Source organism: Fictibacillus sp. B-59209 (assembly GCF_036216745.1).
Classification (GTDB): Bacteria; Bacillota; Bacilli; order Bacillales; family Fictibacillaceae; genus Fictibacillus_C; species Fictibacillus_C marinisediminis.
The window spans coordinates 40008-60513 of the sequence record NZ_JARMMC010000004.1; the positions used below are offsets into that span (position 1 = coordinate 40008).

20 protein-coding genes are annotated in these 20506 nt (G+C 44.8%); 12 read left to right on the forward strand and 8 right to left on the reverse strand.

All coding sequences use genetic code 11. The annotated features are described in order from the left end of the window. Positions 1 to 14: 14 nt before the first annotated feature. Positions 15 to 1034, reverse strand: coding sequence for an NAD-dependent epimerase/dehydratase family protein (locus P4361_RS02110; RefSeq protein WP_328088152.1), 1020 nt, complete (start codon positions 1032 to 1034; stop codon positions 15 to 17). 155 nt (positions 1035 to 1189) lie between these two features. Here P4361_RS02110 and P4361_RS02115 point away from each other — a divergent pair, with 155 nt between their 5' ends. From P4361_RS02115 to P4361_RS02125, 3 genes are all read left to right on the forward strand, one after another. Beyond that, the gene (locus P4361_RS02115; RefSeq protein WP_328088154.1) at positions 1190 to 1738 is read left to right on the forward strand and encodes a M15 family metallopeptidase; all 549 of its coding nucleotides are present in this window, start codon (positions 1190 to 1192) and stop codon (positions 1736 to 1738) included. 15 nt (positions 1739 to 1753) lie between these two features. Beyond that, positions 1754 to 2185: an SRPBCC domain-containing protein gene (locus tag P4361_RS02120; protein WP_328088155.1), complete on the forward strand. Its 432-nt coding sequence runs from the start codon at positions 1754 to 1756 to the stop codon at positions 2183 to 2185. Positions 2186 to 2292: 107 nt separating this feature from the next. Continuing rightward, positions 2293 to 3549: a DUF445 domain-containing protein gene (locus P4361_RS02125; RefSeq protein WP_328088156.1), complete on the forward strand. Its 1257-nt coding sequence runs from the start codon at positions 2293 to 2295 to the stop codon at positions 3547 to 3549. Between the two features lie 57 nt (positions 3550 to 3606). Here the strand turns inward: P4361_RS02125 and P4361_RS02130 are convergent, their stop codons facing one another. The 3 genes from P4361_RS02130 to P4361_RS02140 all read right to left on the reverse strand — a co-directional run bounded on the left by P4361_RS02130 (position 3607) and on the right by P4361_RS02140 (position 5932). Continuing rightward, positions 3607 to 4251 carry an SDR family oxidoreductase gene (locus P4361_RS02130; protein ID WP_053355787.1) on the reverse strand — a complete coding sequence of 215 codons (645 nt, stop codon included), beginning with the start codon at positions 4249 to 4251 and terminating at the stop codon, positions 3607 to 3609. 212 nt (positions 4252 to 4463) lie between these two features. Continuing rightward, entirely contained in the window at positions 4464 to 5024 is a 561-nt protein-coding gene (locus P4361_RS02135; RefSeq protein ID WP_328088157.1) for a hypothetical protein, read from the reverse strand. Beyond that, positions 5021 to 5932, reverse strand: a complete 912-nt coding sequence (locus P4361_RS02140) for a hypothetical protein (RefSeq protein WP_328088158.1) — start codon at positions 5930 to 5932, stop codon at positions 5021 to 5023. Before P4361_RS02140 ends, P4361_RS02135 begins: the two co-directional genes overlap by 4 nt. Before the next feature lie 344 nt (positions 5933 to 6276). Here P4361_RS02140 and P4361_RS02145 point away from each other — a divergent pair, with 344 nt between their 5' ends. The 4 genes from P4361_RS02145 (at position 6277) to P4361_RS02160 (ending at position 9525) form a co-directional block, all read left to right on the forward strand. Beyond that, positions 6277 to 6939, forward strand: a complete 663-nt coding sequence (locus P4361_RS02145) for an SIMPL domain-containing protein (protein ID WP_256227133.1) — start codon at positions 6277 to 6279, stop codon at positions 6937 to 6939. A 96-nt stretch (positions 6940 to 7035) separates the two neighbouring features. Next, positions 7036 to 7965 (forward strand): ABC transporter ATP-binding protein, encoded by a 930-nt coding sequence (locus tag P4361_RS02150; protein ID WP_328088159.1) that lies wholly within the window; start codon positions 7036 to 7038, stop codon positions 7963 to 7965. Next, on the forward strand, positions 7962 to 9062 hold the full coding sequence (locus P4361_RS02155; RefSeq protein ID WP_328088160.1) for an ABC transporter permease: 1101 nt from the start codon (positions 7962 to 7964) through the stop codon (positions 9060 to 9062). The genes P4361_RS02150 and P4361_RS02155 overlap by 4 nt, the downstream gene beginning before the upstream one ends. A gap of 28 nt (positions 9063 to 9090) precedes the next feature. Next, positions 9091 to 9525, forward strand: a complete 435-nt coding sequence (locus P4361_RS02160) for a DUF6526 family protein (RefSeq protein WP_248251430.1) — start codon at positions 9091 to 9093, stop codon at positions 9523 to 9525. A gap of 230 nt (positions 9526 to 9755) precedes the next feature. Here the strand turns inward: P4361_RS02160 and P4361_RS02165 are convergent, their stop codons facing one another. From P4361_RS02165 to P4361_RS02180, 4 genes are all read right to left on the reverse strand, one after another. Beyond that, complete coding sequence (locus P4361_RS02165; protein WP_328088161.1) at positions 9756 to 11201, reverse strand: CitMHS family transporter; 1446 nt, start codon at positions 11199 to 11201, stop codon at positions 9756 to 9758. Positions 11202 to 11205: 4 nt separating this feature from the next. Continuing rightward, the gene (locus tag P4361_RS02170) at positions 11206 to 11883 is read right to left on the reverse strand and encodes a response regulator (protein WP_328088162.1); all 678 of its coding nucleotides are present in this window, start codon (positions 11881 to 11883) and stop codon (positions 11206 to 11208) included. Further along, positions 11855 to 13480: an ATP-binding protein gene (locus P4361_RS02175; RefSeq protein WP_248254571.1), complete on the reverse strand. Its 1626-nt coding sequence runs from the start codon at positions 13478 to 13480 to the stop codon at positions 11855 to 11857. Before P4361_RS02175 ends, P4361_RS02170 begins: the two co-directional genes overlap by 29 nt. 300 nt (positions 13481 to 13780) lie before the next feature. Beyond that, positions 13781 to 15439 carry a glutamine--tRNA ligase/YqeY domain fusion protein gene (locus P4361_RS02180; protein WP_328088163.1) on the reverse strand — a complete coding sequence of 553 codons (1659 nt, stop codon included), beginning with the start codon at positions 15437 to 15439 and terminating at the stop codon, positions 13781 to 13783. A 313-nt stretch (positions 15440 to 15752) separates the two neighbouring features. Here P4361_RS02180 and P4361_RS02185 point away from each other — a divergent pair, with 313 nt between their 5' ends. The 5 genes from P4361_RS02185 to P4361_RS02205 all read left to right on the forward strand — a co-directional run bounded on the left by P4361_RS02185 (position 15753) and on the right by P4361_RS02205 (position 20329). Then, positions 15753 to 16925, forward strand: coding sequence for an ABC transporter substrate-binding protein (locus tag P4361_RS02185; RefSeq protein ID WP_062238730.1), 1173 nt, complete (start codon positions 15753 to 15755; stop codon positions 16923 to 16925). Between the two features lie 77 nt (positions 16926 to 17002). Next, positions 17003 to 17881: a branched-chain amino acid ABC transporter permease gene (locus tag P4361_RS02190; protein WP_091007719.1), complete on the forward strand. Its 879-nt coding sequence runs from the start codon at positions 17003 to 17005 to the stop codon at positions 17879 to 17881. 12 nt (positions 17882 to 17893) lie between these two features. Next, positions 17894 to 18868 (forward strand): branched-chain amino acid ABC transporter permease, encoded by a 975-nt coding sequence (locus P4361_RS02195; RefSeq protein ID WP_053355774.1) that lies wholly within the window; start codon positions 17894 to 17896, stop codon positions 18866 to 18868. Beyond that, a complete protein-coding gene (locus P4361_RS02200; RefSeq protein ID WP_328088165.1) occupies positions 18843 to 19622 on the forward strand; it encodes an ABC transporter ATP-binding protein in 780 nt (259 codons plus the stop codon). Before P4361_RS02195 ends, P4361_RS02200 begins: the two co-directional genes overlap by 26 nt. After that, a complete protein-coding gene (locus P4361_RS02205) occupies positions 19622 to 20329 on the forward strand; it encodes an ABC transporter ATP-binding protein (protein ID WP_248251435.1) in 708 nt (235 codons plus the stop codon). The genes P4361_RS02200 and P4361_RS02205 overlap by 1 nt, the downstream gene beginning before the upstream one ends. Positions 20330 to 20506: the final 177 nt, after the last annotated feature.

The window sequence follows — 20506 nt, forward strand, 5'->3', positions numbered from 1 at the left end:
AAAAACTCAGCCTGTTACGGCTGAGTTTTTGCATGATGAAGCTTCATGATCTCGTCTTCAGCTTCGTAGTCCAATCCGTGAGTTTCTGGAGGGTTTTTTAATTCCCAATCAATCGTACGTTTCAAGCCATCTTCCAATGAAACCGTTTCTGTAAATCCTAATTCGCTCCGTATTTTATCAGAAGTGAAGATGACATCTTGTTCAGCATTAATTCCCCAGGAGTAGGTTTCGGTAAGTTTGCTGTCTGGCAAAACAACAATTTTTCCTTTCCATTGGAGAGAGGTGGCCAGCTTCTTTACCCATTCCTTCATGGTGAATGCTTCGTTCTCACCGAGATTGTAGATCTTGCCTTTTGCCTGATCATTTAATACAGCCTGCACAATACCCTCCGCCATATTTTCTACATAGCCACGGGTCCAGCGCCAGCCGGCAAGGCTTTCTGAAAGCAGAATGTAAGGCCGTTGATCACTCATTGGCTTTAAAAAAGAATACCACCGATGCTGTTTATCGTTCGGTCCATATACCGCAGGGAGCCTAATGATTGTACCCTCAATCCCGGGGGCATTCATCACCACACGCTCCACCAAAATTTTATCGTAGTTGCGCCTTTCCTCTGTTTTTGCAAACTCTCTATGTGGATACAGATTGTGGCGTAAAACACCATTTTCATCAATGGGTACCGGTTCAATCGCACCCTTTTCGGTCCCGTTAACAAGTCCGAAGGCACGATACACATCCTGTGAGCTGGCCACAATCACCCGATTGACAATGCCATCAAGAGTTTGGACTAATGTTTTCGCCTGTCGTTCAGTGAGACAAATCATATCCAATACTGCGTCAGGTTTCAGTTCTTGAATTTTTGAACGAAAAGAAGAGAGATTATTTCTGTCGCCAAGCATTTCATGCACCCCGGCAGGCAATTCTGTTCTGGTTTGCCCTCTGTGAAAAACCGTGACCTCGTGTCCAAGGTTAAACAATCGTTTAATGACCTCTGGACCCATAAAGCTTGTGCCGCCTATCACCAATACACGCATCCTCATCGCTCCTTTTTACATAAAAATTTAATTGTACGTAAAGTCATTTTATTATGAAAATTCAGAAAATGTCAATCTTTATGTGGTAGTGTAAGCTTGTGGTACGATGGAAGAAGAGTAACGTGTATCCAGACAAGGGAGGAGAAATTCAACAGGTGAGTGCTGCAAAATCAACTTCCAGACTGGGAAGCTGGCTGATCTTTGTTGTTATTCTTGGGCTTTTATTCTACTTGTACTTTGATCGTGAGAAAGCCAAGAGAGAGGTTCCGCTGCCGGCCAAACTTCATCCGGCCGTGGAAGAAAATAAAGAGAAACTGATTCAAAGAGCGAAAGAGAAAGGGATTTCCATTGTCATCACGGATGGTTTCCGTTCCATAAAAAAACAGAATGAGCTGTACGAAAAAGGCCGTACGAAAGAAGGCGATATCGTCACTACTGTTAAAGGCGGAGAATCCTACCATAATTACGGACTGGCGATTGATTTTGCGCTTCAGACCAAGGAGGGGGATGTCGTGTGGGACACAGAGCGCGACAGCAACCGTAATAACAAACCTGATTGGATGGAGGTCGTCTCCATTGCCAAAACGTTAGGCTTTACATGGGGCGGTGACTGGGAGTTCAAAGATTATCCCCATCTGCAAATGGATTTCGGTCTAAGCATGAGAGATTTGAAAAATGGTGAACGGCCGCCAAAACAAGGATAGAGAAAGGGAAGCAGAATGAAAGAATTATTGACTGAATACCTTCTGCCTTACCCGATGGAAGCAGTATGGAAGGTTATAGCTGACACAGGAACACATTCGTTCTGGAATCCGCAGATTGTTTCGATTAAAGGTGAATGCAGGAAAGGAAGCAGCCTGTCCGTTCGAGTCAAATCACCGGTCGGCAACGGCATCCCTTTTTGTTTTAAAGCTAAGGTACTGGAATTTGAACCGAACAGAAAGCTGGCATGGACGGGCGGGGTACCCGGTATCTTGACCGGTTATCATTACTGGGAGCTGACAGATCTCGGTGATACGACCAAAGTGGTTCAAGGGGAGCAGTTTAGTGGTTTATTTACCGCTTTTTTGTCAACAAAGAGAATGGAAGCGATGCTCCCGGCCTATGAATCAGCCAACAGCGGGCTCGAGAGCTATCTGAAAGGGCGCTGAGCGCGGGCTTTCTGGCGGCTAAGGGGAAAAACTGGCGGCAAACTTTTCAGCCAGTCCACTGTTTTATGGTATAGTTTTAAGCAAATGAATGTCAGAGGGAAGTTACCATGGAAAAAAAGGAAAAGAAATCGAAATACTTTGCGAAAATTTCATTGGGAGTAATGGGAGCAGGGTTTCTCGGAACCATCCCATTTCAAGATTCTTTTATTGGACAATTGCTGCAAGGGGGATTTGAGGCAGGACTCGTAGGCGGGCTGGCCGATTGGTTTGCGGTTACCGCTCTCTTTCGCCATCCTTTGGGCATACCCATTCCTCACACGGCGTTGCTTCCAAAGAACCGTGACAGGATGATGAAAGCCATCGTATCCATGCTTGAAAATGATTGGCTGACAAAAGAAAGTATTCAGGGGAAAATCCAGCAAATTAAAATTACAGAGAAACTTATAAAAATCGCAAAGAAAGAATTGGATTCCAATTCCTTTCATAAAGGAGTCGGAACGTTTCTTCAGCAGGCGATACGCCATATCAATCCGGAAAATATCGCTCCGTATATTGAAAAAGAGCTGAAGAACTATCTGCGCTCCCTGGATGCTGCAGGCTTTTTGCAGTCCATGATTAATAAGGCCCTGGATAGAAATATGCATGATCAAGCCTTTGATTATATTCTGGCCGAGACACAAAAGTGGATGGCAAGGGAAGATACAAAAAGAAAAATCGGCAAAATGGCGAAACAACTGCTGGATAATACGGAGGCCGATGGGTTTATTAAAATGGCCCTTCAATCTTTTAGCAATTTTATTAATGAAGAAAAGCTGGGCAATATCCTGCAGCCATTTTTTCTTAAAAGAATCATTCTTTTGCAAGACAAAGATAATCCATACAGGGAGTTAATCCTTAATCGAATCCGCAAAGAGTTAGAAAGTGTACAAGACCGGGAAAATTTGGCGGCTGAACTTAATGAGTGGAAAGATAACATGGTCAATACATGGAGTCCTGCGGATCAAATTACAAACATTCTGTGCCAGGTTCAAAATAAATTGCTGCTGCTGACCCAAGATGAAGAGTTTATTGATCGATATGTGATTTCATTTATAAGAGACCTCATTGATCGAACAAAAAATGATCCTGAAAAAATCGACAGCATTGAAAAGTGGCTCCAAAACCAAATTTCCACTTTAATTGAAAGCAACCATTCCAAAATAGGCAATCTTGTGAAAGAAAACCTTGATAAATTGGATAATGAAACACTGATCGATATGATGGAAAACAACGTAGGTAAAGAGTTGCAGTGGATCAGGGTGAACGGAGCGATTTGCGGGTTTTTAATCGGACTTATCTTAACGACATTTAAGGCTTTAATATAAAAAAATAAGGCTGGCCTCAAAAGAGCACAAGATGTGTCCTTTGAGGCCAGCCTTTTTTTATACGTTCTTCAACGCTTCTTGAATCGTTTGATCTCCTGAAATCAAATCAAACGAGCGTTTAAATGTGTGTTCTTCGGTTAGAGCAGCCAATACGGTTTGCGCGACATCTTCACGGGGGATGGAGGCTCGTCCAAGATTCTCGCTGGCTTCCACTTTACCTGTACCTGGCTCGTTCAATAGTCCGCCCGGCCGTACGATCGTGTAGTTCAAACTGCTGCTTTCAAGAATTTTATCTGCATAATGCTTGGCCACGTAATAAGGCCGAAGCTTTTCGTTCCAGTTTTCCCGGTTGTGCGCCTGTAAAGCACTGACCATCACAAAACGGTCGACGCCGGCCTGTTCAGCAGCTTCTACCATTTTAGCCGCTCCGTCCAAATCAACGAGCAGGGTTTTGTCAGAGCCGGTACTCCCTCCGGATCCGGCCGAGAAAATAATCGCATCGCTTCCCTTAACGGCTTCTGCCAATTCAGAAACACTGCCCTCCAAGTTCGCCACTACGGTTTCAGCTCCTAGCTTCTCCAGTTCATTTGCTTGTTCCGGGTTTCGAATCATCGCCCGGACGGAATGCTCCGAACTGCTTCCCAAGAGCTCAACCAGTTTACGCCCAATTTGTCCATTTGCTCCTACTAAAAAGACTTTCATTATGACACTCTCCTTTTTCTATAGGATTGACAACCCACCTCAAAGTATTTCAAACGATGGTTAATCGTACAAATTTCCTGCTCACATGGTGAAATAAATAAGGTGAAATATGGATTATATTGAATCTTTCGGGGTGGAATTATACAAGTTAGAAAAAATAGTAAATAAAAAAGAGAGGATGCCTTCTCTTTTTACTGCCAGCAATCTATCATTCAATTGCTAAAAACCTTCCTGTACTTCCTTAACAACAGCAAAAACATAACTTCTACCAAAAGGGATAGCAGCAAGAAGACAACGGTGTAAGCAGTCATCAAATCCCCGATGATATTCATTGTGAAAGGTAAGGTGATGTTCAAAATGAGCATGACGGCCATATAGGAAACAAAACGGTATCTGGCCGAAGCGTACAGCTGTTGATCTCCTTTTTTCATAGCGGCATCCAGCAGGATCTGAAACACATAGAAAACGAGAATCAGCTTTAAAATTCCAATGACTTGCGTATATATTGGCCATAGGCTCAGATCAAACAGCTGTCCGGAAGTATTTCCAGTGACATTTTGCTGGATAAAGACAGTAGGGATGGATATAAACACGAGGCCTAATGCCAAATATTTTGCTTTTGTCAGAGCTTTATTATTGATCGTTAGCAGTCCAAGACCAGATACGATGAGATAGTAACCAACAGGGTCTGGCAAAATATCAATTGCTATTATGTGTATCTCGATTAAAATTAATAAAAATCCCCAGAACAGCTTGTGAAAACTTTCTCTCATTTCCCCCCGCCCCCGTTCCTTAATATGATGCGGTCGACATCACTCTGGCTGAGAACCGGCTGATAGTCTACTAATGCGGTAGAAACAAAGGGCTTTCCTTTACTTGTTCCGTGCAGCTTTACAGAAAAATCGCAGTACGCGAGAGTACTAGCTTTAAACCTTGTGGCTAGTTCAAGCCAATCCTTCTGTTTTAGTTTTATGCTAAAGTTCTTATGCGGATTTAAAGTCTGGTACCTGCTATGACTCTTTTTCTCATGATCCGTCCAGCCGAAAGGGTCATCGCTTTCGGCTTCCTTACTCAAAGCTTCCTGATCGGTATTTGCTTTCACCGAAACTAGTCTTTCCGTTTCTTTTTCAAAAGGCAGACTGACACTTGTCAGCGTAATTGGTTTCAATGCCTGAAATAGTCCTATATCACCAAAATTGCTTCCGGTTGCAATCTGTTCCTCCAGAATTTTATCATCCTTATATATTTTATAGATCGTCACATGCCCGATGTAGGCCGTAAAGCTCTGGCCGTTGTTCATGACAACCCTCATTTTATTAAAAGTAAAAGCTTCTTTATTCTTCATCTGTGAAAGCATATCCTTCAGTGAAACGGTAAACACTTTTAAATCCTGATGAGTGTATTCCTGTTCAACGGAAGGATTATTTTCACCCGCCATAAAATCATCTTGGGAGTAGGGAAACACTACAGCGTCCTTAATACGGACACTTTGTAAATCCTGCTTGTCTTCACGATTTGCCAAGTAATAAAATTTTAAATATTGATCTCCGTCATCTGCTGCCTCGTAATAGTGCTTTAAAAAGATCGGATGCTCAATCTGCTTTGACTGATAATAGAGGGAGTTGCCGATCCAACTCAACACAGCCAGAATAATGCCTGCCCAAAACCACTTTTCTCTCACATACGTTCCCCCTTAAAAATCTCCTTATTTTACCATATTTTGAAACAAACGAGTAATCCTTCTCGTTAAAAATCCCTTTTACAAAACTTTTAACCCATATAGGTAATTTTTCCTATTTAAACTATTTCCTCCTTTTTCCTACAGGGAATAGAAAAAGGTATTCGGTGCAGGGTGGAAGGGTTTGGTTACTATGAGAGATCATGAAGTTGTTTCGTAACATCTAGTCAACAAAAGGGGCGATCCTTCACTCTGGTTAAAGGTGGGCTGTCTTTAGGGGGCTTTGTTATGAGCCTGCGTTGTACCGCATAGACTATAATGTAACGGTACAATGGGGAGGGGCTTATATGTATTACAACCGGCCGGAATTTACAGCTGAACATATGAGGAACATCATCAAGGTAACCGGTGAGGGTTCCGTATTTGCCGTACCCGATCAAGCCAAGCTTTCCTTAGGCGTAATCACGGAAAATAAAGATGTGAACACTGCGCAAAAGCAGAACAATGAGATCATGGCAAACGTCATTCATGGATTGTTAACGATGGGGATCAAGAACAAAGACATCCAGACCTCACTCTATCGCATTGAACCGCAATATGTTTATGAGAACGGACAGCAGAATCTTAAAGGCTATCAGGTAAACCATCAGCTTCAGGTAACGGTGGATGATGTGGGCAGGACGGGAGCCGTGATTGAGACAGCGGTCAGCCAGGGAGCAAATTCCGTATCATCGATTCAGTTCACTGTGTCTTCTCCAGATGCTTTTTATAACCGAGCTCTGTCGCTTGCCGTAAACAGTGCACAGCAAAAAGCGATGGCTATATCCCGTGATCTTGGTGTCACGCTCAATCGGGTTCCGGCAAAAGTAACAGAGCTGTCAAAGGGCATCCATCCAGGGCCTGTTCCGTTTCAGGGAGCGATGCTGTCACAGGGAAGTTCCGTGCCGATCCAAACTGGAGAGAATGAGATTACGGCACGTATCGAGGCAGAATTTTTTTATACGCCATAAAAAAACATAAATTTCAAAAGAAATGAGTTAGAATCTCATAGAAGGGATCTAGCTCTTTTTTTATGAATGAAAGTTTTTATAGGATGGAGGATGGCAATGAGTTCACAGGAGCCCATTATTAAAGTAGAGCATCTCGTGAAACGCTATGGTGATTTTATCGCCGTAAAGGGAGTTGACTTTGAAGTACATAAAGGTGAAGTATTCGGGCTGCTCGGTCCGAACGGAGCCGGAAAAACGACAACGCTGGAAATGCTTGTCGGCCTGAGAAAACCGGATGAAGGAACAGCCTGGATCGGTGAATTTGATATTAAGAAGCACCTGGAACACGTCAAGGAAGTGATTGGAGTACAGCTTCAATCTACGACGCTGTTTGAACTGCTGACCGTTGAAGAGATTTTGAAAATGTATGCCAGCTTCTATCCCAAGCATATATCCATTCCGGATCTGATCGAAGACATGATTTTAACCGATAAGCGTAAAAGCCGGATCAAAAGCTTATCAGGCGGCCAAAAGCAGAGGCTGGCGATTGCGCTGGCACTCGTGCACGATCCCTGGATCATTTTCCTGGATGAACCGACAACAGGACTTGATCCGCAGGCTCGGCGTACCTTGTGGGATATCATTCTGAATTTGAAGGAAAGAGGAAAGACGGTCATGCTGACAACGCACTATATGGATGAAGCTCATGTGCTCTGTGACCGGATTGCCATTATGGATCAGGGACAGCTGATTGCACTGGATACACCTGAGAATCTGGTGAAAAATCTTCAGTCGGACAGCGCCGTTGAGTTCCGTTTAACAGAAGATGCACCCGTCCTGGATTTAAAAGAAATTGAAGGGGTCAAGCAGACAGGCAGCCATAAGGATGTTCAAGTGCTTTATACCGATAATCTACAGCAGACGCTGACCAGCCTGATTCAGACCGCATCTGAAAAAGATCTGAAACTGACCGATCTGCAGACACGCACCGCCACTTTGGAGGATGTGTTCATCCATATGACAGGAAGGAGCTTGAGAGAAGGATGAAAGCATACTGGCAATTAACGTTAGCTCAATTACGCATTTTCCTGCGCAACCGCCAGGTCTTGTTCTGGACGCTTGCGTTTCCGATCTTCCTCATGGTCATGCTCGGCTCTTTTCTCGGCAATGGAAACGGCGTGTCGGTCACTATCGGATATGTGGACCAGGATCAATCTGCCCAATCTAAACAACTTGCAAGTCTTTTGAAGAAAAACGAAGCGATATCACTCGAAAAATCATCGAGTAAAAAAGAGGCGCTCTCCAAGCTGAAAAAAGGAGACGTCCAGCTTGTACTGCAGGTCCCGAAAGGCTATGAAACAAGGATGAAGAGTGCGGATCAGGGTGAAAAGCCGTTCAGGCTTCCTGTTTTTTATAATGAAACGAACATGGCTGTCTCGCAGGTTGGACAGCAGCTCGTGAATAATGCGGTCGATGCCATCAGTAAACAGAAGGCGGATTATAAGCCATCGGTGGTCATCAACCCAAAAGGGGTAGAGACGCTGAATCTCCGCTATATTGACTTTCTTGTCCCGGGGATCGTGGCGATGATGATCATGAGCAACAACATGAACGGGGTAGCAGGACAGATCGCATCATGGCGCGAACGCGGAATCTTGCGGAGGATGCAGGGAACGACATTGAAAGCCCACACTTTTATCGCGGCACAGATTACCGCCCGGCTGATGCTGAACGGCTTGCAGGCACTCATTGTTCTTGGCGTCGCCCGTCTTGTCTTTGATGTGGAAATCCGGGGATCGTGGCTGACCCTCGTCAGCTTTGTCATCTTGGGTACACTCGCGTTCATGGCGATTGGCTTTATCATTGCAGGGATTGCCAAAACACCGGAAAGTGCAGGACCGATCGCAGGCTTCCTATCTTTTCCGATGCTGTTTTTGGGCGGAGTGTTCTTTCCAATTAAAAATATGCCGGAATTTCTTCAGCCGATCGTGCATATCCTTCCCATAGCTCACTTAACAACTGCGATGAGGGAGACGATGAATGTTGGCGCTTCGTTTATGAGCCTGGGAACAGAGGCCCTGATTCTTGGCTGCTGGCTGATTGGTGCCTTTATCGTAGCGAGCCTCACGTTTAAGTGGGAATAAGAAGTTCGAAAATCAGGAGGAAAATAACATGGAAAATCAAAACTATCAAAACCATACACGGATGCATCCGTTGTTTCATTATGTCCTGTCCCTTTTCGTGCTGGGGACACTCGTAACAGCACTGGTTTACTTTGTCCGTTCGCTGAGTAATGGAGAGAATGTACTCCTTGCCTGTGTGGTGCTTTTAGCGGCAGGGTCACTGGTTATTCTATTTTTACTCGTAAGAAGTTACCCGCTGAAGGCGCAAGACCGGGCCATCCGTGCCGAAGAGAATCTGCGGCACTTTGTACTGACCGGCAAGCTCATGGATTCCAGGCTGACAACCGGACAGATTGTCGCCTTGCGCTTTGCCAGTGATCAAGAACTGCCAGCGTTGAGCCAAAGAGCAGCTGAAGAAAGTTTGCGTTCTAAAGAAATTAAGCAGGCGATCAATGAATGGCGCGGGGATTACTATCGGGTATAGGAAAAAACAGCCGTTTTGGCTGTTTTTTTTCTATGGCTATGGCCCTGTAAATAGATTTACACGCTGAAATGAAACATTTACCCGCCAAAACAGAGGATTTACCTGGTAAAATCCAAAAATACCCTCCGAAACAGAAGAAATACCCGCCAAAACGATATTATGGAAACTAGCACACTATCATAAGCAAAAAAAAGAAAGGAAAGGCACGCTGCCTTCCTTTCTTTTTAAACTCAAAACGGAATGATCGTTAAGACGAGAGCTATGAGAATCATTACCGCGGTTGCACCACAGGCCCATTTCAGGAAGCCTCGCTGCAAGTCTCCGAAGTCTTCGCCTACCATGCCGACTAATAGATAAGTAGAAGGGACCAATGGACTTAATAGATGGACCGGCAATCCTAAAAGGGAAGCGCGTCCGATCATGGCTGGATCAATGCCGTATCCAGCAGCTGCTTTGGCAAGCAAAGGCAGAACGCCGTAATAAAAGGCATCATTGGACATGAAAAAGGTAAACGGTGCAGAGATGATGGCTGTAATGAGCGCAAAGTGTGAACCCAATGCATCAGGGACATGTGTGATCATCGTGTTGGCCATAGCATCTACCATTTTTGTACCTGAAAGAATTCCTGTGAAAATACCTGCGGCAAAAACCATCGTGACGACAGATAAGGCATTATCAGCATAGTTGGCGATTCTTTCTTTCTGGTCACGCAGTTTTGGATAATTCATCGTAATGGCAATAGCAAAGCCAATCATAAATAAAACAGTTGTTGGCAAAAGTTCTTTGATCAATGCAACAAGAAGCAGGATTGTTAGCAGATAGTTCACTACGATGAGCTTTGGACGCTTTAAACCGACTGCATCAGCATCAACAGCAGCGGCCTGCATCGCCATTGTTTTATAATCAATCTCAAGAACACCTACACGGCTGCGTTCTTTTTTTCCGAGAATAAAGGCCATGAACAGGACGAACACTACGCCGCCGATCATGGATGGAATAACAGGCGTAAAGATATCAGACATCTCGAGGTGCAGCGCTGTCATCGCTCTGGCAGTAGGACCGCCCCATGGAAGGAGGTTCATAACACCGGACGCAGATACGGCAATACCGGCCAAAACAAGAGGCCTCATGCCAATTCTTTTGTACAATGGAAGCATTGCTGAGATGGTGATCATGTAGGTCGTCGTGCCGTCACCATCTAACGAAATTAACAAAGCCAGTACTGCTGTTCCGATGGCGATCTTTACAGGATCTCCTTTTACAACTTTCAGAATGCTTGAGATAATGGGATCAAACACACCGGCATCAATCATAATGCCGAAGAAGAGAATGGCGAACAGGATCATGATTCCTGTAGGCGCTACACCTTTTATGCCCTCAAGCGCCATCGGTCCGATATCTTTGCCGAATCCGCCAATCAAGGCGAAAGCTACAGGGACAACCATCAAGGCGATCATGGCGGTCAGGCGTTTTGTCATAATTAAAACCATGAATGTAAGTATCATTAAAAAACCTAATAATGCGAGCATCGTCTTCACCCCTTTTGTAAGTAAGTTGAGTGTAAACAAAATATTCTGAAATGAAAACGTTTTCAAAATAAAGTTATTAAAGTACTTTAAATTAATTTTGTACATAAAGTTCATGAGAAAACTAAAAGAGGACGGCGATTTCGCCATCCTCTTACAGGGGATAATATTTCTTTTCGGGGCGGCCGACAATGCCGTAGACAACTTCGGCTTTGGATTCGTTTATGGAGGAGAGGTACTCGAGATACCGGCGGGCAGTAATTCTTGAAGCTCCAATCTCGTTTCCGACTTCCTCTGCAGAAAGCCCGTCCCTTTTTGCCTGAAGGACGGCCTTCACTTTGCCCAGTGTGATCTCATCGATTCCTTTTGGGAAGCTGGTTCCTTTTTTGGATTGCTCAAGATTCCTCTTATCAAAAATCAAATCAATCAGGTTTTGATTCACTTGTTCATTGGAAGAAAGGAGAGCATGCTTTTTAATAAATGACTGGATGATCTCATCAAATCGTTCTCGGCTCACAGGTTTGATTAAATAATTCTCCGCGCCATATCCCAGGGCTTTCTCAATGAACTCCTTTTCCGTCGCGGCTGTAATCATGATAATACTCAGTTTAGGAAAGTGCTCACGGATGAGAGGGAGGAGCTCAGAGCCCAGCATATCAGGCAGATACACATCAAGAAGAAGCAGGTCGGGTTCCGTTGTTTTCAGCAATTGCAGCGTCTGTTCTCCGGTCAGTGCCTTTCCGACCACCTCAATCTCATTGAATTTCTTCAAAAACTTTTCATGTATATCGGCTATTCGAAAATCATCTTCGGCTATCGCTGCTTTGATCATATGAATCAGCTCCCTTATCATTCTTAGGAAGATACACCGTAAATACAGTACCAGTGCCTGGATTACTTTGCACTTCAATTATTCCATTCATATCCCGTACCGCTTCGTCCGCATTTGATAAGCCATATCCTCTTGGTTCATCTCCGTCTTTAGAAGTGTAGCCCCGATTGAAGAGAAGCGGTATTTCTTTATCGTTTATTCCTTTGCCATTATCCTCAATTTCAAAAATAATTTCACTTCCGATATCGGTAACAAAAAGCGTGACTTTCGGACTCTTCACATGATAAACCGCTTCGAAAGCGTTATCAATTAAATTTCCAAGAATAACAATTAAGCTGGAGAGCTTGAAGTGTGCCGGCAGCTCTTCCAGAAAACTATCAGAAGCGATCTCAAACTGTATTTTTTTCTCAGAAGCTTTTCCCAGCTTGCCTAATAGAATCGCTTGTACTTTTGTATCTTTAATTTGGTTAAAGACGACGGCATTTTGAAATTGCAGGACCTGTGTTTCGCTTTTGATCATACTGATGGCCTGCTCATATTCACCAAGCTGCAAGAGACCATACAGAACATATAATTTATTGGTAAACTCATGGGTTTGCGAACGAAGGTCTTCAGAATACTGTTTGACTTCAGAAAGGGTATTGATCATCTGCTCCACCTCTGTTTTGTCCCGGAAGGAAGCAACCACACCGCTGATCTTGTTTTGATGAAAGAGAGGGGTACAGTTAACGATCACTGTTTTATCTTTCCAAAACATCTCTTTATCACTTTGGGGGTTACCGTGCTTTAACACCTCATAAAGATAAGCGGAGGGAAAGAGGCCGTCCACTTTCATATGCCGGACAGATCCTTCAATATCGAGCAGCTTCTTGGCCGATTGGTTCATATTCGTTATCCGTCCTTCTTTATCAATGGCCAATATGCCCTCTTTAACGGAATGATACACAGCGTTCTTTTCTTTATACAGTGCGGCGATCTCATACGGTTCAAGCCCCATCGTATCTCGCCGGATATCTCTAGAAAGGATATAGCTCCCAATCACAGAAACCAGCAGTGCGATAAGAGAAACAAAAAGGACTTTTAAGAAGTTGTTCATGATCTGTTCATGAATGTCTTCCAACAAAAATCCTACGGAAACGAGGCCGATGATCTTTCCTTGCTGGTTATAGATCGGGGATTTTCCTCTGAGAGAGGGACCGAGAGAACCTTTTGCCTGTGAAACGTAATACTCCCCTTTAAGTGCGCGGTCATTATCGCCCCCAGTCATTTTTCTTCCGATTTCTGAAGGGATGGGATGTGAATAGCGGATGCCGGATGTGTTGCCGACCACAATGAATTCAGCACCAGTATGTTTACGTATCTTTTCAACGAGAGGCTGTATCGTTTTGGATGGATCGCTCGATTGGAAAGCATCAATAACCGTAGGCATGAAGGATATGGATTTTGATAACTCGAGGGCCAGCCGTCCTTTATTTTCTTCAATTTGTTTACTCTCTTTATAACTGAAATACCCTGTCAGCAACAAGATCAGCAATGCACCCAATAGCAGGACGAGCCCGAGTATTTTAATCTGCAGCGAAACTTTTATGGCTTTCAGGCGGCATTCCTCCTTGTTTCTTTGTTTCTACTATACGCCAAAGCGTCTGTTTCCTTCAAATCGATATTGTTTGGACGGTCTGCCTGGGCGATGATTCGGTTTACCCGCCGAAATGAGAGATTTACCCGCGGAAACAGAGAATTTACCCGCCAAAATTTGAAAATACCCGCTGAAACAGCAGAATTACCCGCCAAAACGGCATTGTGGAAACTAGCGACGCTCCGATCAGCATTCATTCAATCACAAAAAAAACCGGCTCGAGAGGCAGTTGCCCCTAAAGAACCGGTTTTTACTCTAAGCTTAGAGCTTAAATGAACTTTTCAATGATACGATGCGGTTGAACACGACCTTGTCCTCGGCCGTGTGCTTTGGATCGACGTTAAAGTAGCCGTGGCGGAAGAACTGGAACTTGTCCTGCGGCTTCGCGTCCTTCATGTTTGGCTCGATGAACCCTTCTTGGATGGTCAATGAGTCTTCGTTGACGAAATCGATAAACGTTTTGTCTTCACTCTCATCAGCAGCCTTCAGATCTTCATCGCGGATCAACGGCTCGTATAATCGGAACTCAGCTGGAATGGCCTGTGAAGCATCCACCCAGTGAAGGGTCCCTTTTACTTTACGGCCTGTAAAACCGCTGCCGCTCTTCGTTTCCACATCATACGTACAGTGAAGCTCGATGACATTTCCATCCTCGTCTTTGATGACATCCTCACATTTAATGAAGTACGCATGCTTTAAGCGGACTTCGTTGCCAGGGAAGAGGCGGAAGTATTTCTTTGGAGGGTTCTCCATGAAGTCATCCTGTTCCACATAGATCTCACGTGAAAAAGGAATTTGGCGTGTGCCCATCTCAGGGTTCTCAGGGTTGATTTCCGCATCCAGCATTTCAACTTGTCCTTCAGGATAGTTCGTAATGACGACTTTTAACGGATTCAGGATACCCATCGTACGAGGAGCCTTCATCTTTAGGTCTTCACGCACAAAGTGCTCAAGCATCGCTTCGTCTACAGCACCGGATCCTTTGGAAACACCGGTCGCCTGTACAAATTCACGGATCGCTTCAGGGGTATATCCTTTGCGGCGAAGTCCGGAAATGGTCGGCATGCGCGGATCATCCCAGCCGTCAACATAGCCTTCGTCAACAAGCTGTTTTAATTTACGTTTGCTCATGACTGTATTTTCGATATTCAGACGGCCGAACTCGATTTGCTGAGGCTGGCTTTCCATCTCGCACTCTGCTACCACCCAGTTATAAAGAGGACGCTGTTCTTCAAACTCAGTCGTACAAAGAGAGTGGGTTACACCCTCAATGGCATCCTCAAGCGGATGAGCGAACGCGTACATTGGGTAGATGCACCAAGCGTCTCCTGTATTATGGTGGGGCGCGTGGGATACACGGTAGATCACCGGATCACGCATGTTGATGTTCCCGGACGCCATGTCGATTTTGGCGCGGAGCACTTTTTCACCATTCTGGAATTCGCCTTTGCGCATGCGGTCAAAGAGGTCAAGGTTTTCTTCAACAGAACGGTCACGGTACGGGCTGTCTTTTCCGGGTTCAGTTAACGTTCCGCGGTATTCGCGGATCTCATCCGGTGACAGATCATCGACGTATGCTTTTCCTTTTTTGATAAGCAGGACAGCGCGGCTGTACATTTCCTCAAAATAGTCGGAGGCGAAGCGAAGGTTTTCCCATTCATAGCCCAGCCATGCGACATCGTTTTTGATCGAATCGACATACTCACGGTCTTCTTTAAGTGGATTGGTATCGTCGAAGCGAAGGTTGGTCTGCCCGTTAAACTCGTCGGCGAGCCCAAAATTTATAACAATGGATTTGGCGTGCCCGATGTGCAGGTAACCGTTCGGTTCTGGCGGGAAACGAGTGATGACGGTGTCCCTTTTGCCGGATTCCAAATCCTCTTTAATGATGCTTCTAATAAAATTCGAATTTTCTTCCATCCCGTATCAGCCTTTCTGTTAACATTCTATCTCACCATTATATCATTCACAGCAAGGAAACAAAATTGCCTTTAGCTACCTTAGCTATTATAAACAAAAAAAACTGTAAATCGCGCATCAATCTGCCGCCTTTTTTCGTTTTTTGTCTTTTTTTATAAAATTTTAGAAAACAAGCAGGAATTTTGTGCTAGATAAAATACGGTAGACGAGTTTAGAAATCTCGTGTAAAATATTTTCAGAATATTGATTTTATTTACAATATTTAAATATTGTAGGTAGTTTTCATTTTCACAAAAAATAGGGGGATGAGAAAATGAAGAAGAGAAAACTTGCTGGGATCTTTCTTTCCTTGTCATTATCAGCAGGAGTCATGGCGGGCTGCGGTGCAGCATCGACAGGCGGATCAGGAGGAAAAGAAACAATTAAAGTCGGGGCCAACCTTGAGCTCTCAGGAGGCGTAGCTTCCTACGGACAATCCATCGCAGAAGGACTTCAGCTTGGATTGGATGAAATCAATAAAAAAGGGATTAAAGGCAAGAAAATCAAGCTTGTGAAAGTAGACAATAAATCGGAAGCGGCAGAAGCGACGAACGGAGCAGTGAAGCTCGTCAGCCAGGATAAAGTAGCGGCTGTAATCGGTGCTGCAACGAGTACGAATACACTGGCTCAGGTACAGATCGCTCAAAGCAACAAAGTTCCGCTCGTCACACCGACAGGAACAAACCCTGATATTACAAATAAAGACGGCAAAGTGAATGATTATGTGTTCCGTACATGTTTCATCGATCCGTTCCAGGGAACAGTGGCTGCGAACTTTGCGACAGATAAATTGAAAACGAGTAAAGCGGCTGTGTTCATCGACAGTGCGAGCGATTATTCCAAAGGGCTGGCTTCAGCGTTTAAATCTGCTTATAAGAAAAACGGCGGCAGCATCGTGGCCGAAGAAGCCTATGTCGCTAAAGATACCGACTTCCGTGCTACACTTACCCGCTTAAAAGCAGCAAAACCGGACTTCATTTTCCTTCCTGGCTATTATGAGGAAGTCGGCTTGATCATCAAGCAAGCGCGTGAGATCGGCATTACAGCACCATTCATGGGCGGAGACGGCTGGGATTCTCCTAAACTTGTAGAGATCGCCGGACCGGAAGCGCTCAATAACACGTACATCACGAACCACTATTCTTCTGGAGACCCTGATAAGAAGATTCAGGACTTTGTAAATGCATTCAAGAAGAAATATAAAGGAAAATCTCCAGATGCCTTTAGTGCACTTGGATATGATACAGCGTACTACCTTGCTGATGCCATCAAGCGTTCAGGCGATGCCAGCCCTGAAAAAATTGCAAAAGCATTAGCGAAGACAAAAGATCTTTCCCTTGTTTCCGGTAAATTGACATTGGATAAGAAACATGACCCGATCAAATCAGCATCTATTCTTGAGTACAAAGACGGCAAACAAGAGTTTAATACAAAAATCAATCCATAAGAGCAGTTTAACGAATAGGGGGCTCTGTCCCCCTATTCTGTGTTTTCAGGAATTGGACATATTAAGGAGTGTCGGAGATGGAACTCATACAACAGCTGGTCAATGGTATATCACTCGGCAGTATCTATGCCCTCATTGCTCTTGGCTACACGATGGTATATGGAATAGTTAAATTGATCAACTTCGCGCATGGCGATGTTTTTATGGTAGGTGCCTTTGTAGGCTTCTATTCCATTACAGTTTTGCACATCCCATTTGTCTTATCATTGATTCTTGCCATGGCGGTCTGTGCGATTTTCGGGGTACTGATCGAACGCATCGCGTATAAACCGCTAAGGAACGCTACTCGGATCGCGGCATTGATTACAGCGATCGGTGTCTCTCTTTTAATTGAGTACGGCTTTATCTATGTAAGGGGTGCACAGCCTGAAGCGTACCCTGGCGATGTATTGCCGGAACATGCTATCCACATTTTTGGCGCGAAAATTAACAGCCAGTCGCTTCTGATCCTCGGTGTTTCGGTAGCGCTCATGATCATTTTACAGTTCATCGTACATAAAACGAAAATCGGTAAAGCAATGCGTGCTGTATCCTTTGATGCAGAAGCAGCACAGCTGATGGGGATTAACGTTGACCGCACAATTTCTGCTACTTTCGCGATCGGCTCAGCGCTTGCAGGGGCAGCGGGTGTTATTTTCGGAGTTTACTATATTAAGATTGAACCTTTAATGGGTGTCATTCCTGGACTAAAAGCCTTTGTTGCCGCTGTTCTTGGGGGAATCGGAATTCTTCCGGGGGCGATGGTGGGAGGATTGCTGCTGGGTGTCATCGAATCGCTCGTCAGTGCGTTTGGTTACTCTTTGTGGCGCGATGGGGCAGCGTTTGTTGTCCTTATCTTGATTCTCATCTTTCTTCCTTCAGGATTGTTCGGCAAATATAAAAGAGAAAAGGTATAAGGGGGAACGAATATGGCGATTTTTAAACAAGCTAAGCTCTTTTGGACATCCATCGTTTTGTCTCTCGTTATCTTTGGCGTTATCCAGTTCATGATCACGGGCCAAATGCTGAACCTCTTTTATGTAAATACACTGATCTTTATCGCTATTAATATCATATTGGCCGTCTCGCTTCACTTGATCATCGGCATTACAGGGCAGTTTTCTATTGGACATGCAGGCTTCCTTGCCGTAGGTGCGTATGCGTCGGGGATCATCACTATGAAACTGGAGCTTCCTTTTGCAGCAGCTCTTCTCGTTGGAGGATTGGTGGCCGCATTGGCGGGCTTTATTATCGGGTTTCCAAGTCTTCGGCTAAAAGGCGATTATCTTGCCATCGCAACTCTTGGATTTGGTGAGATTGTCCGTATTGTGTTTCTGAACCTGGATTATGTAGGCGGAGCGAGCGGCATGCAGGTCAACCACTTGACGACATGGCCGTGGGTCTTCGGCTGTATGCTCATTGCTATCCTTGTTATTGTAAACTTTACAAATTCCACACATGGCCGGGCATGTATTTCCATTCGGGAAGATGAAACCGCGGCTGACGCGATGGGAATCAATACGACCTATTATAAGGTTACTGCCTTTGTCATCGGCGCCTTCTTTGCCGGAATTGCGGGTGGGTTGTATGCTCATAACTTCTACATTATCCAGCCTTCGAACTTTGGATTCCTGAAATCATTTGATATTTTGATTTTCGTTGTACTCGGAGGGCTTGGCTCCTTATCGGGTTCTGTTATTGCAGCGATCCTTCTAACTGTCGTTTCCACGTTCCTGCAGGACTATCCTGAAACGAGGATGATCATCTACAGCATCGTCCTTATTGTTGTCATGCTGTACCGCCCTCAAGGATTGATGGGGACGAAAGAGATTACGTCAATCTTCAGCAAAGGAAAGAAGACGAAGGGAGGAGCGAAGGATGGAAACAAGCAAACCGTTGCTTAAGGTTGACAACATCGGTATTCGCTTTGGGGGGCTAAGAGCGGTTTCGGATGTGAACATTGAATTGTTTCCTGGCGAGATGGCAGGACTGATCGGACCTAACGGTGCCGGGAAAACAACCTTTTTTAATATGCTGACCGGGGTTTATGTTCCAACGGAAGGGGAAATCTCGCTGAACGGGAAAAGGCTGAACAACCTTCCTCCTTACAAGATTACGAGAAATGGAATCAGCCGGACGTTCCAGAATATACGGCTGTTTGGGGAACTGTCCGTTATTGATAATGTAAAAGTGGCTTACCATTCGCAGGCTAAGCATACTCTTTTCACCTCGATTTTCAGGCTTCCGGGACATTTTTCCGGAGAAAAGGAAATGGACGTGAAAGCGACAGAGTTCTTGAAGATTTTTAATTTGGACAGGTTTAAAGATGAAAAGGCGAAGAACCTGCCATATGGCCAGCAGCGCCGTCTGGAGATCGCGCGTGCCCTGGCCGCCAACCCGAAGCTCTTGCTGCTCGACGAACCGGCCGCCGGGATGAATCCTCATGAGACAAAAGAATTAATGAATCTGATCGCCTTCATCCGGGAGCAATTCAATCTGACTGTTCTTCTCATTGAGCATGATATGCCGCTTGTCATGGGTGTCTGTGAACGGATTTACGTTCTTGACCATGGCCAGCTCATTGCTGAAGGGACACCATCAGAAATTAAGAACAACCCAAAAGTCATCGAAGCGTATCTGGGCGAGGAGGTTTCATAATGCTGAAGGTAGAGGATATTAACGTTTATTACGGCAACATTCAGGCGCTTGAGGGCATATCGCTTGAAATCAATCAAGGCGAGATCGTTACGCTGATCGGTGCGAACGGAGCCGGCAAAAGTACTCTGCTTAAAACCGTTTCCGGACTGTTGAAACCGAAGCAGGGGAAAATCCTTTATGAGGGCAAATCGATCAATGGAAAAGCCGCACAAATGATTGTAAAACAGGGAATCTCTCATGTTCCTGAAGGCCGCCGTGTGTTTGCGAATATGACCGTAGAGGAAAATCTTCAGCTCGGCGCGTTCTTAAGGAAAGATAAAGACGGGATTAAGCAGGACCTGGAAAAGGTGTATGAGCTTTTTCCAAGACTGCTTGAGCGGCTGAAACAGCAGGCCGGAACACTGTCCGGAGGGGAGCAGCAGATGCTTGCCATGGGGCGGGCATTGATGGCCAGGCCGAGATTGCTGCTGCTTGATGAGCCTTCCATGGGACTGGCGCCGCTGTTGGTTAAGACGATTTTTCGTATAATCGAAGAGATCAACAAAGCGGGAACGACTATTTTACTCGTGGAGCAAAATGCGAATCTGGCGCTTTCCATCGCTAACCGTGCCTATGTTGTAGAGACAGGGCGAATCGTGCTGTCAGGTAATGCAGCGGAGCTCACTTCAAGCGAGCAGGTGAAAATGGCCTATCTTGGCGGACATTAATAAAAGATGCAAAAAAAATCGGTTCCTTTTGGAGCCGGTTTTTTTGCATGTACGGTTTATGGGACAGCAAATTATGGATATAAAATAAAGAGTCATTTTACAAGTTATAGTCATTGTGTGAAGCTCACGTAAAACGATATAATGCACAGAAAAGCTAATTCAGCAGAAGGGGGGATC